The sequence below is a fragment of the Kitasatospora sp. NPDC002040 genome (genome assembly GCF_040296785.1).
In the GTDB taxonomy this organism is placed as follows: Bacteria; Actinomycetota; Actinomycetes; order Streptomycetales; family Streptomycetaceae; genus Kitasatospora.
Genome location: NZ_JBEOXV010000001.1, coordinates 113,881 through 129,461 on the forward strand (window position 1 = coordinate 113,881; position 15,581 = coordinate 129,461).

The window sequence follows — 15,581 nt, forward strand, 5'->3', positions numbered from 1 at the left end:
TCCGGCCGGGGTCGGCCGGGGGAAACCCCCGCTCCCGTCTAGGGGTGATCTCCGGGTTCTCTCCGGGCTCGGACCCCTCGGAAGCCGGTCGGCCGACCTGTACGGTCGAAGTATCGAAAGAAGAACGGGACGCGACGGAGAAGCCGTCACCGGCCCGAGGGGAGAGAAGGAACGGACATGGCTGAGCTCTGGAAGTCGCTGCCCTCGTGGGTGCGCAACATCGTCGTCCCGATTCTGGTGCTGATCATCGCCTGGAACCTGATCTGGTTCGTGGTGGGGGCGGTCGCCTCGCTGGTCGGCTTCCTGATCAAGGCGCTGGTCCTGGTCGGCGTCGCGGCCGGCGTGGTGATCCTGGTGAAGAAGGCCGCCAAGAGCTGACCCGCTCCCCGACGGTTCACGGGCCCGGTCCCCCTCGCGGGGGACCGGGCCCGTCCGCATACCGGTCGTCCGACCGGTGCGGTCTGGACCCCGGGCGAGCGGACCGCTACGGTGTTGGACGTTTGTTGCAGGCAATTCCGCCTGTGGACACGGGAGCTCGGAGCACCGGGCTGAGAGGGCGCTGAACGGTACGCCACCACGTACCGACCGCTGCGTCGACCGCAGGAACCTGACCGGGTAATGCCGGCGTAGGGAGATAGAGGTCTCATGACCACGTTCGACGCACAGCAGAAGTCTGCCCCGAGCACCGCCGTGACCAGCGCGACCACGGGCTACCCGACCCCTGCCTGGCGCAAGGCGTACCGCGAGGGCAGCCGGCCCGACCTGCTGGTCCCGTACCGCGAGGTGCAGCTCACCAACGGCAAGTCCGTTCCGCTGTACGACACTTCGGGTCCGTACACCGACCCGTCCTACCAGCCCGACGTCCGCCGCGGACTGCCCGCGCTGCGCGACCCGTGGATCCGTCAGCGCGGCGACGTCGAGGAGTACGACGGCCGCGAGGCGCGCCCCGAGGACGACGGCATCAAGCACACCTCGCCGCGCGGCGGGAACCTGCGCAACCTGGACGCGGTCTTCCCCGGCCGTCCGCGCCGCCCGCTGCGCGGCCGGGACGGGGGCGCGGTGACCCAGCTCGCCTACGCGAAGCGCGGGATCGTCACGCCGGAGATGGAGTTCATCGCGCTCCGGGAGGGCCTGGACGCCGAGTTCGTCCGCTCCGAGGTCGCGATCGGACGGGCCGTCATCCCGCTGAACGTGAACCACCCCGAGGTCGAGCCGGCCATCATCGGCACCAACTTCCTGGTGAAGATCAACGCCAACATCGGCAACTCCGCCGTCACCTCCTCGATCGAGGAGGAGGTGGAGAAGATGACCTGGGCCACCCGCTGGGGCGCGGACACCGTGATGGACCTCTCCACCGGCCGCAACATCCACACCACCCGCGAGTGGATCCTGCGCAACTCCCCCGTGCCGATCGGCACCGTGCCGCTCTACCAGGCGCTGGAGAAGGTGGACGGCAAGGCCGAGGAGCTGAGCTGGGAGGTCTACCGCGACACGATCATCGAGCAGTGCGAGCAGGGCGTCGACTACATGACCGTGCACGCCGGCGTGCTGCTGCGGTACGTCCCGCTGACGGCCCGTCGGAAGACCGGCATCGTCTCGCGCGGCGGCTCGATCATGGCGGCCTGGTGCCTGGCGCACCACCAGGAGAACTTCCTCTACACCAACTTCGAGGAGCTCTGCGACATCCTCGCCGCCTACGACGTCACCTTCTCGCTCGGTGACGGCCTGCGCCCCGGCTCGACCGCGGACGCCAACGACGAGGCGCAGTTCGCCGAGCTGAGGACGCTGGGGGAGCTGGGCCGGATCGCCCGCGACCGGGACGTCCAGGTGATGATCGAGGGCCCCGGCCACGTCGCCATGAACAAGATCAAGGAGAACATGGATCTCCAGAAGGAGATCTGCGACGAGGCGCCGTTCTACACCCTCGGCCCGCTCACCACCGACGTCGCCCCCGGCTACGACCACATCACCTCGGGCATCGGCGCCGCGATGATCGCCTGGTGGGGCACCGCGATGCTCTGCTACGTCACGCCCAAGGAGCACCTGGGCCTGCCCAACCGGGACGACGTCAAGACCGGCGTGATCACCTACAAGATCGCCGCCCACGCCGCCGACCTGGCCAAGGGCCACCCCGGCGCCAGCGACTGGGACGACGCCCTCTCCGACGCCCGGTTCGAGTTCCGCTGGGAGGACCAGTTCAACCTGGCCCTCGACCCGGAGACGGCCCGCGCCTTCCACGACGAGACGCTGCCCGCCGAGCCCGCCAAGACCGCGCACTTCTGCTCCATGTGCGGCCCGAAGTTCTGCTCGATGAAGATCTCCCAGAAGATCCGCGAGGAGCACGGCGACGGTTCCAGCGCCGTCAGCACCGAGTTCGACGCCGAGGCCCTGGCCGGGATGCAGGCCAAGTCCGAGGAGTTCGCCGCCGCCGGCAACCGGGTCTACCTCCCGCTCGCCGACTGACCGGACGTCACCAGACCGCGCTGCTCCGGGGGGAGGAGGGGATCCCCCGGGGCAGCGCTCCGGCATGCCCGGGAACGCGATGGCTAGGCTTCGCGTCATGAAGCTGCGGAAGTCGATTCTGGCCGGGCTGTTGGGCCTCACCGTCCTGGCGGGCTGCGGTGCGGCCGGCGTCTGGGCGGTCACCGGAGGGCTCTACGGCTGTACCTCCCGGGACCAGGAACTGGCGGACGGGCTGCGGACGCTGCCCGTCCTCGACGCCCGTCGGCCGGATGCGCGACAGCTGGACCGACGCTACTCGGGCTGCGACGAGGACGACGGCTTCGCCTACGCCGGCCAGCACTACGAGCACGGCGGAACCCCGGCGGAGCTGCTCGCCTTCTACCGGGCCGAGGCGTCGGGGGACGGCTGGCAGCCGGCCCCCGACGGACACGCGGGCCAACTGTGCTTCACCAAGCCGTACGGCACCGTCACCGCCCACCTGAAGGTGTGGGTTCCCGGCACTTTCGACAGCGCGGGGGAACCTCCGGCGAACCCCGGGGAGTACGGCCTGGAGGTGACCGCCAGCCACGACGGCTCGGCCTGGTGCTGACGGCCCGTCAGTGCTCGGCCCGGCCGGGTGGAAGGGCGAGCAGGGCGGCGACCCGGGCTGCGGTGATGACGCCGAGCAGGTAGCCGTCGTCGTCGGTGACCGGCCAGACCGTCAGGTGCCTGATCTCCATGGCCAGGGCGGCCAGGGCCAGCCCCAGGGCGGGCCAGGCGAACGGGCCGCGCTGGTGCGCGGTGGCCCCGACCGGGGTCTGCTCGGAGTACCGGGAGTCGAAGGGGTCGGTGCCGGCCCGGGTGAGCAGCCCCTCGCAGCGGCCGTCGTGGTCGCGGACCAGCAGATAGGGGACGTGCGCGCCGCGGAGGACCTCGTCGGCGTGGCCGACGGTCCGGTCCTCGGTGATCTGGAAGTGGTGGCTCTCCAGTGCGTCGGCGACGGTCAGCCGGTCGGTGGTCGGGTAGCTGGTCACGGTGTCACCGGCGCCTGTCCCGGGGCGACGGCTGCGCCGCCCGGTGTCGTCCTGCAACCAGGACGGAGCCGGAAGGCCGGACCGCGTGGTGCCCTGGAGAGCCCCAGGCTACTCCGGTGGCCCGGTCCGCGGAGTACGGTGGCAGTACCGAGGAAACGTCGACCACCGGCAGCCTGCCGGTGCCCGCCCTGGGTCGTGGACGGCCCGGGTCCGGGCCGGATGGGCGGCTTCCGATGAGGATCGTCAACGTCCCCAACAGCGATGGTGGTTGGTCCGCCCCCGGGATGCCCCCGCTGCCCCGCCTGATGCTGGAGCCGGCCCATCGCCGGGACGGTCTCTTCGACGGGGCCTGGTGGCCGCGCTCCACCGACCTGGGGGCGGAGCTTCCCGACCTGATCAGCGCGCTCGCTGCCCACCCGGGCGACCGGATCCTCCGGGTCGGTCTCGACCCGGAGGGCTGGCACCACCTCCCGACCGCGGTGGACGCGAACGGCTTCGCGGTTCGGGTGAGTTGGTGCTCGACCAGTGTCGGCACCATCACGCTGACCCGGGGGATCCAGAACCAGCTGCTGCTCCTGGTCGTCCCGCCGGACACCCATCCGGACGTGGCCGCCGCCGCGATGGCGGGCGCGTCGGCCGCCGGCAACCGCACCCCGGCGGCCGAACTCCTGGGCCGGCCGCTTCGGAGCCCCGGGGAGGGCTAGGCCAGCCGTCTCGGTGCCGAGCTGGCTGGCCTGGGCCGTGGTGTCGTCGGTGAGCCAGGCCGCCGGCCGGCATGAGCTGACCAGGGATCAGTAGGCCGGTGCGTCGGAATCCCGACCCCCTTCCTCTTTCCGGCCGCAACGGCGGTGGATAAGGTGCGCCCTGCACTGCCACCACGCCGATCACGCAGAGGACCCCATGAGTACCCCGCAGACTCCCCCGGGCCGGCCCGTTCCACCGGCGGCAGCGTCCGGGAGGAGCCTGCGCACGAAGCTGCTCTCGGGGCTCGGCGTGCTCCTGGTGATCGCCGTCGTGATGGTCGCCAAGGTCGGGATCAGGGACGCCTTCTCCGAAGACCCGGTCCGCGCCGGGGTCGGCGACTGCGTCGCCGTCACCGGCGGCGGCGACGCCCCGAAGGTGGAGGCGGTCGGCTGCGACGATGCCAGGGCCACCCACACGGTGTCGAAGGTCGTCGACGACACCTTCGACCCGAAGGTCTGCGACGACGAGTTCGACGCCCTCTCGCAGCAGTTGGACAGCGACAGGTTCGTGCTCTGCCTGACCCCGAGGAAGTAGTCGCCGAAGGGACATCGCCTCGGGGGGAGAGCAGTCCTCCCGGGGCGATGCGCGCGTGACCCGGCGGGAGCCGGTCAGACCTCGTCGGGTCCGGTGAAGTCCGGCGGGCTGTAGCCCGGGCCGGTGAACTCGGCCGGGCGGGGGGTGCGGCCGTCGGCCTCGGTGACGCCTTCGACGCCCGGGCTGGTGAAGCCGGGGCTGGTGTAGCCCGGGGCGCCGGGGCGCGGGGTGCGGGGGGCCGGGAGCGGGGCGGGATCGGTGTAGAGGTTGGCGAGCAGCCAGGGGAGCAGGGCCCGTTCGCGCAGGGCGAGCTGCCAGAGCCGCCGGGCCTCGGCCAGTTCGCCGTCCTGGACGGTGGCCACGGTGGAGCTGTCCCGCAGTGCGGTGAGGAGCAGTCCGACGCCGCCGACCAGCAGGGCGGCGCCGCCGACCGCGAGCGAGATCCAACCCGCCGTCACCACGGCTTGGGCCAGGGCGAGTTCGGGTGCGGCGCCGCGCAGCGCGTACCCGATCAGGAGCAGCACCACGCCGCCCGTACCGGCCAGGATCGGGGTGAGCACGGTGAGGACGGGGAGCAGCCCGGCCCCGTCCTCGGAGCGGAGCCGGTCGGTCAGGCCGAGCGGTGCGGGCGGGCCGGCGTCGCGGAGCGCGGTGTAGCGCTGGTACTCCGGCTCGGCCGGGGCGGCGATGAGGTCGGCCATCGAGGCGGCCTTGGTGCGCAGTTGGGCCGAGTTGAGGTGCGGCTCGGCGGCCCGGAGGGCTTCGGTGAGACGGGCGTCGCGCAGTGCCTCGTCCAGGGCCCGGTCGAAGTCCGGTCGGTCTTCGGCCAGCAGGTGCGGGGTGGTGTTGACCACGGGGTACCCCGTTCCGTCGTCGCGGAGGTGCGATGAGGTCAGTGCGTGGGTGTGCGTGGATGGGTGTGGCAGCGTGCGGGCGCACGCGGAAGGCGCGCTGATGCCTTGATGGTAGGGGTGGGAACCGATCAGCACACAGTCGGTTTCCGGAATTTCAGCCCTCTCGGTACGAGGTCAACACCGTGCAGTGACAGTTCAGTTCAACGGGAGCCTGGCGACCAGCAGCCGCCCCTCCATGGTGACCCCGCCGTCCATCGCGATCGCCAGCTCGTCCGCGTAGATGTACGGGCCGGGGATGTGCGGCGGCGCGCCGTCCTCGGCGTGGGCGCTGCCGGTGAGGTACGGGATCGGGCTGTGCCCGTGCACCACCCGGTGGCCGCCGTACGCGCCGAGCAGCTCGTGCACCGCCTGCGCGCCCGCCTCGCCGCGGAAGGCGAACCGCTTGGTGAACCGGCGGAAGGCGTCCCACCACTCGTCCGCGCCCTCGTCGGCGAGCAGCCGGTGCACCGACTCGTTGACGTCGTCGATGGTGTCGCCGTACTCGAGGTAGGCGGTGGTGTCGGAGTGCAGCAGCAGGTGGCCGTCCTCCAGCGCGATCGCGGGGAGCCGGGAGAGCCAGCTGACGTGGTGCGTCTCCAGCCGCTCCAGGTCGGTCTGCTGACCGCCGTTCAGCCGCCAGGCGGCCAGGAAGGAGGCGGTGCCCGCGGTGGACTGCACCGGCTCGTCGCCGTACCGGGCGGCGCCCAGGAAGAGCAGTTCGTGATTGCCCATCAGGGCCCGGCAGTACCCGCCGGCGGCGGCGGCCTCGGCGGCCAGCTGCATCACCAGGTCGATCACGCCGATGCCGTCCGGGCCCCGGTCGGTGAAGTCGCCCAGGAACCAGAGCCGGGACCGCCCGGCCGACCAGTGGCCCTCCGCGTCGATCAGGCCCTGCTGGTGCAGCGCGGCCAGCAGTTCGTCGAGGTAGCCGTGCACGTCCCCGACCACGTACAGCGGTCCGGGCGCCTCGCCGGGCTCGGGCTGCGGGTACGGGTAGTGCAGCTCCTCGGCCGCGAGCAGGGGGCCGAGCTCGATGGTCGGCGGGTCGTCCGAGGCGGTCGCCTCCCGGAAGGCGGGGGCGGTCTGACTGCCCGTCGGCCAGTGCTGTTCCAGGAACCGGGCGCCGCCGTACCCGCTGTAGGTGGCGTCGTAGCCGTAGCCGCCGACCGGCTCGGGGGGCTCGAAGTAGGAGCCGTACGGGAGCACGTCGAGGTCCTGCTGCTGGCGGGGGCCTGACTCGGACAGCTCAGGCCCGGGGAGGCGGTCCTCGGGTGTCATTCGCCCATCATAGGAAGACCGCTCTCCCCTGGTCCTCACCGGGCGGTGACTTTCGCAGTGCATTCGGTTGCACTGTCCAGGGGCTCGGGGAGCAGCGGCGATCTCCGGCGTGCGGGTCGGGCGGCAGGGGGCCCGGACGGTGCAACCCCGTGCGGGTGTCAGACCTCCCCCGGCGGGCGGGGCGGGCTGACGGTGGTGCGGGGGCTGCGGCGTTGGGAGGAGGCCCGGACGATCAGTTCGGTGGGCATCAGGGTCCCCGGCGGGGGCCCGGCCGAGGCGGTGCGGAAGCGGGGCGGGAAGAGCCGCCCGACGTCCACTCCGGTCCCGGAGTCGACTCCCTCGATGGCGTCGATCAGGAGGTTGACCACGGTGGTGCCGATCCGACGGGGTTTCAGCGAGAGGGTGGTGATCGGCGGCTCGGTGCCGGCGTACACGTCGCTCTCGCTGCAGCAGACCAGCAGCAGGTCGTCCGGCACCCGCATCCCGTACCGCCGGGCGGCGGCCAGCAGGTCGGTGCCGTTCGGGTCGAACAGGCCGTACACCGCGTCGGGTCGGTCCGGACGGGCGAGCAGCCGGTCGGCGGCCACCGCTCCGGCGGCCGGGTCGTGGGCGGGGTAGGTCTCGTAGACCGGCTCCTGGCCGACCCGCTCGCACCAGCCGAGGTAGGCCTCGGTGGAGAGCCGGGTGTAGGTGTCGGTGGAGGTGCCGGTGAGCAGGCCGATCCGGCGCGCGCCGGCCTCGCTCAGGTGGTCGAGGATGCCGAGCACGGCGGCCTCGTGGTCGTTGTCGACCCAGGCGGTGACCGGGCAGTTGCCCGGTTTGCCGTCGCTGACCACCGGGACGCCGGACCGGTAGAGCTCGCTGACCAGGGGGTCCTGGTCGGGCGGGTCGATCACCACGGTGCCGTCCAGGGCGATGTTGCCCCAGACGTCGTGCCGGGAGGAGGCGGGGAGCACGACCAGTGCGTACCCGCGGCTGAGCGCGGCGCTGGTCGCGGCCCGCGCCATCTCAGCGAAGTAGGCGAACTCGGTGAAGGTGAACGGCTCCTCGCCGTAGGTGGTGACGGTCAGTCCGATCAGGCCGGACCGTCCGGTGCGCAGGGTGCGGGCGGCGGCGGAGGGGCGGTAGCCGAGGCGCTCGGCCACCTCGCGGACTCGGCTTCTGGTCTCGTCGGGCAGGCGGCCCTTCCCGTTCAGGGCGTCCGAGACCGTGGTGATCGACACTCCGGCGGCTGCTGCCACATCCCGGATGCCGGCCCGTTCCAGTCGCCGTGAGGTGGTGGGGCGCCGACCGCTCTGATTGGCTGCTGCTGTCATGGCGGACCGATCGTATGGCTCATGACGCCCTGTTGTGACCGGGGCCGACCGAAGGGCCGGAGAACCGTTTCTCCGCGAGTCATCGCCGGTCTACCCCTTGGATACCCGCCCCGATCCAGGCTTCTTACCTCTGACATGTGCCATAGGAACGCGGCAGAATGGCTGATCGGTGTCCGTACCCCGAACGAGCAACTCACCCCTACGGGTGAGCGGCCTCGGTATCGTTCGGGGCACCCGACCGGGGTGGCACGGATACGCAGCAAGGGCCGAGCGCGTACGGCGATCCCGGCCGCGCAGGGCACCACCTGATTTCGCATAAGGAGAAGCACCGTGACCGGTACGGCAGCGCAGGGTCCCCGGCTGAGGCCGACCCTGGACGGCATCCCGACCTACAAGCCGGGCAAGCCGGCCAGTGCCGACTCGTACAAGCTGTCCTCCAACGAGAACCCGTACGAGCCGCTCCCCGGTGTGCTGGACGCGGCCGTCGCCGCGGCCGGCTCGTTCAACCGCTACCCGGACCTGGCGTCGAGCGAGCTGGTCGCCGAGCTCGCCGCCCGCTTCGGGGTGCCGCTGGAGCACGTCGTGCTCGGTACCGGCTCGGTGGGCGTCGCGCAGTCCCTGGTGCTCTCCACCGCCGGTCCGGGCGACGAGGTGATCTTCGCCTGGCGCTCGTTCGAGGCGTACCCGATCATCACCCAGGTCGCCGGGGCCACCCCCGTCCCGGTCCCGCTCACCGCCGGTGAGGAGCACGACCTGGACGCGATGCTCGCCGCGATCACGCCGCGGACCCGGCTGATCTTCGTCTGCAACCCGAACAACCCCACCGGCACGGTGATCCACCGGGCCGAGCTGGAGCGCTTCCTGGACGCCGTCCCCGGTGACGTCCTGGTCGTGGTGGACGAGGCGTACATCGAGTTCATCCGGGACGAGCGGGTGCCCAACGGCATCGACCTCTACCGCGACCGCCCCAACGTCTGCGTGCTGCGCACCTTCTCCAAGGCGTACGGCCTGGCGGGTCTGCGGGTCGGCTTCGCGGTCGCGCACGAGCCGGTCGCCACCGCGCTGCGCAAGACCGCCGTCCCGTTCGGCGTCAGCCAGCTCGCCCAGGACGCCGCGGTGGCCTCGCTGCGGGCCGAGGACGCCCTGCTGGTCCGGGTCGAGGCGCTGGTCGCCGAGCGCGGCCGGGTCGCCGCCGGGCTGGCCGCCCAGGGCTGGGAGCTCGCCGACACCCAGGCCAACTTCGTCTGGCTGCGGCTCGGCGAGCGCACCCTCGACTTCGCGGCCGCCTGCGGCGCGGCCGGGGTCGTGGTCCGTCCGTTCCCGGGCGAGGGCGTCCGCGTCACCATCGGCGAGGTGGCCGGCAACGACATCTTCCTGGCCACCGCCGAGGCCTTCCGCAAGTCGCTCTGACCCACCCGCCCGAGGGGCCCCGGCCGGGGCCCCTCGGAGCTGACGCCCCGTGGGGTGTTCACATTTCCCACCCGGTTCGATCACGATTCGGGTGGATGGTGCACCGTGCACGAATCACCGGCGAGGATGGACGGGGCGGGGTTGCCGCCCACCTCCTGCTCGCCGAGAGAACTCCATCGTGCGCACTGCCCGGTTCGCGGCCGCCGCCCTGCTCCTGCCCGTCGCCGCTGCCCTGACCGCCTGCGGCGGGGCGGCCGACCCGGCACCCGCGCGTTCCGCCGAGCGGACGCCGCAGCAGGTGCTGGTGGCCGCCGCCGAGGTGATGAAGCGGGCGGGCGGCGCCGAGGTGGAACTCCGGGGCGGGGAGCTCCGGTGGGCCGGCCCGGTGGTGTGGGCGCCGAAGCCCGCGATGGAGCTGGCCCGGTCGGACGGCAGGCGGCTCAAGGTCGTCGACGGCGCCGCCTACGCGGGCGGTCCGGGGGTGGCCGAGATCTCCCGGGGGAAGGCCTGGCAGCGCCTGGATGGACCGGTCGAGGGCCTGAAGGACCTCCGGGCCGGCCGGGTCGACCCGCTCGGGCTGGGGACGGTGCTGATGCTGCGCGAGCAGCTCGACCCCGCGGCCGGACTGGCCCTGGCGGCCAAGGAGGAAGCGGTCACCCGGGTCGGGGCGGAGCAGCTGGACGGGGCGGCCGCCACCCACTACCGGGTGGAGGCCCCCGGCGGCCTCTACCTCGGCGACCCCGCGCTGAGCCAGGACAACCGGCGCACCCTGGCCGAGCAGCTGCAACGGGCCCGGGTGGCCCGGGTGGTGATCGACTACTGGGTGAACGACCGGGACGAGCTGCTGAAGCGCACCGAGAGCGGCAACGGCGCCGCCGGTGCGGCCACTGCGGAGATCCGTTACCGCGGGCTCGGCGTCCGGGCGGACGTGTCGGCGCCGCCGCCGGGCGACGTCGCGGGCCTGATGGACCTGCTGCCGACCGCCGTCCCGGCCACCACCCCCGCCACCGAGGAGTCCTGATGACGCGTCACACTTTCGCCCTGCCGCTGCTGGCGGCCTGCCTGGCCGGTGCGTTGGCCGCCTGTGCGGGGGCGCCGGCCGGGCCGGTCGCCGAGCGGGCGCCCGCGGACGTGCTCAAGGCGGCGGTCCAGGTGATGGCCGGGGTGGGCAGTGCGGAGGTCGAGCTCGACGGGGGCTGGTCGGGGAAGGCGTCCTGGCGGCCGGCCGTCCGGCTGACGCTGTCGGGGGAGCAGCAGGCCCGGGTGCTGGCGCTCGGCGACTCGTTCTACGTCGGTGGGACGGCCGAGACGGCGTCGCGTACCGGCGGCCGGTCCTGGGAGCTGGTGGAGGGGCCGTTCGCCGGGGAGGGACGGGCGGTCGCGCTCGGGCTCGGGCCCGCGCTGGCGTTCGGGCAGCGGGTCGACCCCGCCGGGGCGTTGGAGCAGGCGGCCCGGGGAGCGGTGGTGAAGGTCGGCCGGGAGACCGTCGACGGTGAGGCGGTCACCCACTACCGCGCCGTCCTCGACGGCGAGGAGTACTTCGGTGACGGGCGCGGGCTGAACGACGAGCACCGCCGCGCGCTGGCCGCGGCGTTCCGGGCCGGCGGCCCGACCACCGCCACCGTCGACCTGTGGCTGAACGCGAAGGACCAGCTGGTCCGGAAGACCGAGACCGGCAACCCGACCACCGCCGACCCGGTCAACACCGTCCGCTACCGCGGGCTCGGCACCCCGCTCGAGGTCCAGCCGCCCGCGTCGGTCGACGTGCTGAACCCGAGGACGGCCAGGAACGGGTGAAGGTTGGCCGTACTTCCTGTGCGGACGCTGTGAGCGGGGCCCGCCCGGGGTGGCCGGAGCGGCCGGGCCGCCGTCGGATGACCGGGATCGGGTGGTGTGTCCGGGCCGTTGCGGTCAGGGAACTCCCAGGTGGGGCACAGGGATTGGCAAGAGCTCGGCGGCAGGCTGTGCGACATGAAGGCGCTCCCTCGACGGCGTGCTGCCGTCCTCGTCAACTCCGCGCTCGTGGTGGCCCTGCTGGGTGGGGCGGCGATCGTCTACACCACCCTGGACAGTGGGACCAGTACTGCGGCCAGTAAGCCGCAGACCCGGTCGGCCACCGTCTCGAAGGGCACGGTCCTGGCCACGGTGTCCGGATCGGGGGCGCTGTCCTCGCCGACCGACGCGGGCCAGGACTTCGTCACCGGCGGGAAGTTGACCGCGGTGAAGGTCGCGGTCGGCGACCAGGTGAAGAAGGGCGACGTGCTGGCCACGGTGGCCACCACCGACGCCCAGCAGCAGGTGGACGCGGCCAAGCGGGCGCTGACCACGGCCGAGGCGAACCTGACCAAGGCCGAGGCGGGCCAGAAGGTCACCACCAGCACGCCGGGCAAGACGGACGCCAGGACCGGCCAGCAGGGCCCGTCGACCAGCACGACCACCACCGAGGTGGACGACGCGCAGGTGGCGCAGGCCGAGCAGCAGGTGGAGACGGCGCAGACCAACCTCACCAACGCCCAGACGGCGCTGGCGGGTACGACGCTGACCGCCTCGACCGACGGCACGGTGGCCTCGGTGGCGGGCAAGGTCGGCGACACGGTGAGCGGCAGCGGCGGCAGTGGCGGCAGCACCGCCAAGAGCAGCAGCACGACCACCACCAGCTCGGCCCCCACCGGTTTCGTGGTGCTGACCAACCCGACCGGGATGCGGGTGACCGCGAGCTTCTCCGAGCTGGACTCGCTCAAGGTGAAGAAGGGGGCCTCGGCCACCGTCACCCTGAACGCACAGTCCGACACCAAGCTCAACGCCACCGTGCTGTCGGTGAGTTCACTCCCGAACAGCAGCTCCGGCGGCAGCAGCAGCGCGGTCCAGTACAGCGCGACCCTGCAGATCACCGGTGACACCAGCAAGCTGCGGACCGGCCTCAGCGCGACCATCTCGGTCATCACCGGCCAGGCCGACAACGCGCTCTCCGTCCCGACCGCCGCCCTCTCCGGCACCGGCAGCTCCCGCACCGCGACCCTGCTCAAGGCGGACGGCAGCACCGAGCGGGTCGAGGTGACCGTGGGCGTGGAGGGCGACAGCACCGTCCAGGTGCTGGAGGGGCTGCAGGAGGGTGACCGGGTCCAGCTGGTCAGCACCACGGTCAGCGGCAGCAACGGCTTCCCGGGCGGCAACTTCCCCGGCCTGGGCGGCGCGGGGGCGGGCGTCGGCGGCCAGACCGGCGGCGGTGCCCGCAACGGCGGCTCGGGCGGCGGGCGTTGATGCCGAACAAGCCGCCGGTGATCCAGCTCCGCGGCGTCGCCAAGCGCTACGGGTACGGCGATGCGACCGTGCACGCGTTGCGCGGCCCGGACGGCCGGGACGGCACCCCGCTCGGCGTCAGCCTCGACATCGCCGAGGGCGACTTCGTCGCGGTGATGGGCAGTTCCGGGTCCGGCAAGTCGACGCTGATGAACATCCTCGGCTGCCTGGACGTGCCGAGCTCCGGCCGCTACCTGCTCGACGGCATCGACGTCGGGCACCTGGACGAGCACCAGCTCTCGCTGGTCCGCAACCGCAAGATCGGCTTCATCTTCCAGTCGTTCAACCTGGTGCCGCGCACCACGGCACTGGCCCAGGTGGAGCTCCCGCTCGCCTACGCCGGGGTCCGGGCGGCCGAACGCCGCCGCCGCGCACTGGCCGCGCTCGACCGGGTCGGGCTGGCCGAGCGGGCCGGCCACAAGCCGAACGAGCTCTCCGGCGGCCAGCAGCAACGCGTCGCGGTGGCACGGGCGTTGGTGACCGCACCGGCGATGCTGCTGGCGGACGAGCCGACCGGCAACCTGGACAGCCGATCCACCGACGAGGTGTTGACCATCATCGAAGGGCTCAACCGCACCGGCCGTACGGTCGTGCTGATCACCCACGAGGACGAGGTGGCCCAGCGGGCCAAGCGCGTGATCCGGCTGGTGGACGGGGCGATCGCCTCGGACGTCCGGCAGGACGCGCCGCAGGGGGTGGCGGTGTGATCGTCTGGCAGATGCTCCGGTTCGCCTTCGGCGGGCTGGCGGCCAACAAGGTCAGATCCGCCCTCACCATGCTCGGGGTGCTGATCGGCGTCGCCGCCGTGATCCTGCTGCTCGCGGTCGGCAACGGCTCCTCCGTCGCGGTGAAGAACTCCATCACCGCGCTGGGCACCAACTCACTCACCGTCAGCTCCAGCAACCTGCGCGGCTCGGCCACCGCCGCCAAGCCGCTCACGGTCAAGGACGCCAAGGCGCTGGCCGAGGCCCAGGCCCCGGCGATCAAGTCCGTCGCCCCGGTGGTCACCACCTCCGGCACGGCCCTGTACGGGGACATCTCGCACGCCCCCGGCTCGATCGTCGGCACCTACCCCGCGTACTTCGAGACCGCCAACCAGAAGGTCGCCAAGGGCGACTACTTCTCCAACGACGACGTGCTCAACTCCCGCAAGGTGGCGGTGATCGGCTCCACCACCGCGACCCAGCTGTTCGCCACCGAGGACCCGGTCGGCAAGCGGATCGTCGTCGGCGGCACCCCGTTCACCGTCACCGGTGTGCTGCAGACCAAGGGCAGCAGCGGCTTCAACGACCCGGACGACGTGGTGATCGCGCCGCTGCCCACGGTGCAGAACGCCTTCACCGGCTTCGGCTCGGTGAACCAGATCCTGGTGCAGGCGAGCAGCGCCGACGCCACCACCGAGGCCCAGGCCGAGATCAGCCGGGTGCTGCTCGGCGCGCACGCCATCGCGGACCCGGCCAAGGCCGACTTCCGGATCAGCAACCAGACCTCGCTGCTGACCGCCCGGGAGAGCACCACCAAGACCTTCACCGTGCTGCTCGGCGCGGTGGCCGCGATCTCCCTGCTGGTCGGCGGGATCGGGATCACCAACATCATGCTGGTCACCGTCACCGAGCGGACCAGGGAGATCGGCATCCGGAAGGCGCTCGGCGCACCCCGGGTCGCCATCCTGGGCCAGTTCCTCACCGAGTCGACCCTGCTGTCGGTGATCGGCGCGGGGCTCGGAGTGGCGGCCGGCCTGCTCGGGGCCCGCTTCACCATCGTGGGCATCACCCCGGTGGTGATCCCCGAATCCGTGGTCGGGGCCTTCGCGATCGCGGTCGCCATCGGCCTGTTCTTCGGCAGCTACCCCGCCAACCGGGCCGCCGCGCTGCGCCCCATCGACGCCCTCCGGCACGAATAGACAGGAGCCACCATGACCTCCGAGGACCCGCTCGCCACCCCGCCGGACGCCCGCGACGTGACCGCCGAGCTGGCCGCCGCACCCCGCCGCCGGCTGCCCTGGCCGACCCTGGTGCTCTCCGGTGCCGTACTCGCCACCCTCGCCTTCGCGGGCGGCGTGCAGTACCAGAAGAGCAACGCGGAGCCGGGCACCCAGCGCGCGTCGGCGCCCAACCAGCAGCAGGGCCAGAACGGTTACGGCGGCGGCAACCGCCGCGGCCAGAACGGCACGGGCGGCGCCGGCGGCACCGGCGGGGCCGGTGCCGGGGGCAACCCGCAGGCCGGCTTCACCCGGGGCACGGTCAAGGCGGTGGACGGCTCGACGGTCTACCTGACCGATGCCAGCGGGAAGACCGTCAAGGTCACCACCACCGACGCCACCAAGGTCCAGCTGGCCAAGGAGGGGAAGGCCGCGGACCTCCAGCCCGGCCAGTCCGTCACCGTGGTCGGCACCCCGGACGCCTCCGGCGGCTACGCGGCGACCCAGCTGACCGAGGGCGCGGCGGGCGGGTTCGGCGGGTTCGGCGGCGCCCGACCCGGCGGCGCGGCGTCCCCGACCGGTTGACCGCGGTCTCATCAGGTCCTCATCAACCGAACGTAGGCTCCCCGGGCTATCGTCCATGGAGGACAGACGAGGACGTGGTGAGGACCTCGCCCGACCGGGAGGCGGATCAGCAGTGCAACGGACA

At 72.5% G+C, this 15,581-nt stretch carries 16 protein-coding genes; 12 read left to right on the top strand and 4 right to left on the bottom strand.

The features are described 5' to 3' along the window. Positions 1-177 precede the first annotated feature (177 nt). From ABT118_RS00525 to ABT118_RS00535, 3 genes are all read left to right on the top strand, one after another. Positions 178-378: a DUF5326 family protein gene (locus ABT118_RS00525; protein ID WP_350643933.1), complete on the top strand. Its 201-nt coding sequence runs from the start codon at positions 178-180 to the stop codon at positions 376-378. A 267-nt stretch (positions 379-645) separates the two neighbouring features. Then, positions 646-2,463 (top strand): phosphomethylpyrimidine synthase ThiC, encoded by a 1,818-nt coding sequence (thiC, locus tag ABT118_RS00530; RefSeq protein WP_350643934.1) that lies wholly within the window; start codon positions 646-648, stop codon positions 2,461-2,463. 97 nt (positions 2,464-2,560) lie between these two features. Next, a complete protein-coding gene (locus ABT118_RS00535) occupies positions 2,561-3,052 on the top strand; it encodes a hypothetical protein (protein ID WP_350643935.1) in 492 nt (163 codons plus the stop codon). Between the two features lie 7 nt (positions 3,053-3,059). Here the strand turns inward: ABT118_RS00535 and ABT118_RS00540 are convergent, their stop codons facing one another. After that, a complete protein-coding gene (locus tag ABT118_RS00540) occupies positions 3,060-3,476 on the bottom strand; it encodes a CBS domain-containing protein (protein WP_350643936.1) in 417 nt (138 codons plus the stop codon). 233 nt (positions 3,477-3,709) lie between these two features. On the opposite strand from ABT118_RS00540, the gene ABT118_RS00545 reads away from it, so the two are divergent. Both ABT118_RS00545 and ABT118_RS00550 read left to right on the top strand, forming a co-directional pair. Then, the gene (locus tag ABT118_RS00545; RefSeq protein ID WP_350643937.1) at positions 3,710-4,180 is read left to right on the top strand and encodes a DUF5994 family protein; all 471 of its coding nucleotides are present in this window, start codon (positions 3,710-3,712) and stop codon (positions 4,178-4,180) included. 196 nt (positions 4,181-4,376) lie between these two features. Continuing rightward, positions 4,377-4,754, top strand: coding sequence for an LppU/SCO3897 family protein (locus ABT118_RS00550; RefSeq protein ID WP_350643938.1), 378 nt, complete (start codon positions 4,377-4,379; stop codon positions 4,752-4,754). A 74-nt stretch (positions 4,755-4,828) separates the two neighbouring features. Here the strand turns inward: ABT118_RS00550 and ABT118_RS00555 are convergent, their stop codons facing one another. The 3 genes from ABT118_RS00555 to ABT118_RS00565 all read right to left on the bottom strand — a co-directional run bounded on the left by ABT118_RS00555 (position 4,829) and on the right by ABT118_RS00565 (position 8,241). Continuing rightward, a complete protein-coding gene (locus tag ABT118_RS00555) occupies positions 4,829-5,608 on the bottom strand; it encodes a hypothetical protein (RefSeq protein WP_350643939.1) in 780 nt (259 codons plus the stop codon). A 195-nt stretch (positions 5,609-5,803) separates the two neighbouring features. After that, positions 5,804-6,925: a metallophosphoesterase gene (locus ABT118_RS00560; RefSeq protein ID WP_350643940.1), complete on the bottom strand. Its 1,122-nt coding sequence runs from the start codon at positions 6,923-6,925 to the stop codon at positions 5,804-5,806. Between the two features lie 158 nt (positions 6,926-7,083). Beyond that, on the bottom strand, positions 7,084-8,241 hold the full coding sequence (locus tag ABT118_RS00565) for a LacI family DNA-binding transcriptional regulator (protein ID WP_350643941.1): 1,158 nt from the start codon (positions 8,239-8,241) through the stop codon (positions 7,084-7,086). Between the two features lie 330 nt (positions 8,242-8,571). Here ABT118_RS00565 and hisC point away from each other — a divergent pair, with 330 nt between their 5' ends. The 7 genes from hisC (at position 8,572) to ABT118_RS00600 (ending at position 15,457) form a co-directional block, all read left to right on the top strand. Then, positions 8,572-9,651, top strand: a complete 1,080-nt coding sequence (gene hisC, locus ABT118_RS00570; RefSeq protein ID WP_350643942.1) for a histidinol-phosphate transaminase — start codon at positions 8,572-8,574, stop codon at positions 9,649-9,651. Positions 9,652-9,829: 178 nt separating this feature from the next. Next, complete coding sequence (locus ABT118_RS00575) at positions 9,830-10,672, top strand: SCO4651 family lipoprotein (RefSeq protein WP_350643943.1); 843 nt, start codon at positions 9,830-9,832, stop codon at positions 10,670-10,672. Beyond that, positions 10,672-11,448: an SCO4651 family lipoprotein gene (locus ABT118_RS00580; RefSeq protein ID WP_350643944.1), complete on the top strand. Its 777-nt coding sequence runs from the start codon at positions 10,672-10,674 to the stop codon at positions 11,446-11,448. Before ABT118_RS00575 ends, ABT118_RS00580 begins: the two co-directional genes overlap by 1 nt. A 174-nt stretch (positions 11,449-11,622) precedes the next feature. Continuing rightward, positions 11,623-12,912, top strand: a complete 1,290-nt coding sequence (locus ABT118_RS00585) for an efflux RND transporter periplasmic adaptor subunit (RefSeq protein ID WP_350643945.1) — start codon at positions 11,623-11,625, stop codon at positions 12,910-12,912. Next, positions 12,912-13,658 (top strand): ABC transporter ATP-binding protein, encoded by a 747-nt coding sequence (locus ABT118_RS00590; protein WP_350643946.1) that lies wholly within the window; start codon positions 12,912-12,914, stop codon positions 13,656-13,658. Before ABT118_RS00585 ends, ABT118_RS00590 begins: the two co-directional genes overlap by 1 nt. After that, a complete protein-coding gene (locus ABT118_RS00595) occupies positions 13,655-14,854 on the top strand; it encodes an ABC transporter permease (RefSeq protein ID WP_350643947.1) in 1,200 nt (399 codons plus the stop codon). The genes ABT118_RS00590 and ABT118_RS00595 overlap by 4 nt, the downstream gene beginning before the upstream one ends. A 12-nt stretch (positions 14,855-14,866) precedes the next feature. Further along, complete coding sequence (locus ABT118_RS00600; protein WP_350643948.1) at positions 14,867-15,457, top strand: DUF5666 domain-containing protein; 591 nt, start codon at positions 14,867-14,869, stop codon at positions 15,455-15,457. Positions 15,458-15,581 lie beyond the last annotated feature (124 nt).

Bases quoted from the DNA above. Each gene is read 5' to 3' on its own strand.
- ABT118_RS00525 (WP_350643933.1), top strand. From the start codon at position 178: ATGGCTGAGCTCTGGAAGTCGCTGCCCTCGTGGGTGCGCAACATCGTC.
- thiC (WP_350643934.1), top strand. From the start codon at position 646: ATGACCACGTTCGACGCACAGCAGAAGTCTGCCCCGAGCACCGCCGTG.
- ABT118_RS00535 (WP_350643935.1), top strand. From the start codon at position 2,561: ATGAAGCTGCGGAAGTCGATTCTGGCCGGGCTGTTGGGCCTCACCGTC.
- ABT118_RS00545 (WP_350643937.1), top strand. From the start codon at position 3,710: ATGAGGATCGTCAACGTCCCCAACAGCGATGGTGGTTGGTCCGCCCCC.
- ABT118_RS00550 (WP_350643938.1), top strand. From the start codon at position 4,377: ATGAGTACCCCGCAGACTCCCCCGGGCCGGCCCGTTCCACCGGCGGCA.
- ABT118_RS00560 (WP_350643940.1), bottom strand. From the start codon at position 6,925: ATGACACCCGAGGACCGCCTCCCCGGGCCTGAGCTGTCCGAGTCAGGC.
- ABT118_RS00565 (WP_350643941.1), bottom strand. From the start codon at position 8,241: ATGACAGCAGCAGCCAATCAGAGCGGTCGGCGCCCCACCACCTCACGG.
- ABT118_RS00580 (WP_350643944.1), top strand. From the start codon at position 10,672: ATGACGCGTCACACTTTCGCCCTGCCGCTGCTGGCGGCCTGCCTGGCC.
- ABT118_RS00585 (WP_350643945.1), top strand. From the start codon at position 11,623: ATGAAGGCGCTCCCTCGACGGCGTGCTGCCGTCCTCGTCAACTCCGCG.
- ABT118_RS00590 (WP_350643946.1), top strand. From the start codon at position 12,912: ATGCCGAACAAGCCGCCGGTGATCCAGCTCCGCGGCGTCGCCAAGCGC.
- ABT118_RS00600 (WP_350643948.1), top strand. From the start codon at position 14,867: ATGACCTCCGAGGACCCGCTCGCCACCCCGCCGGACGCCCGCGACGTG.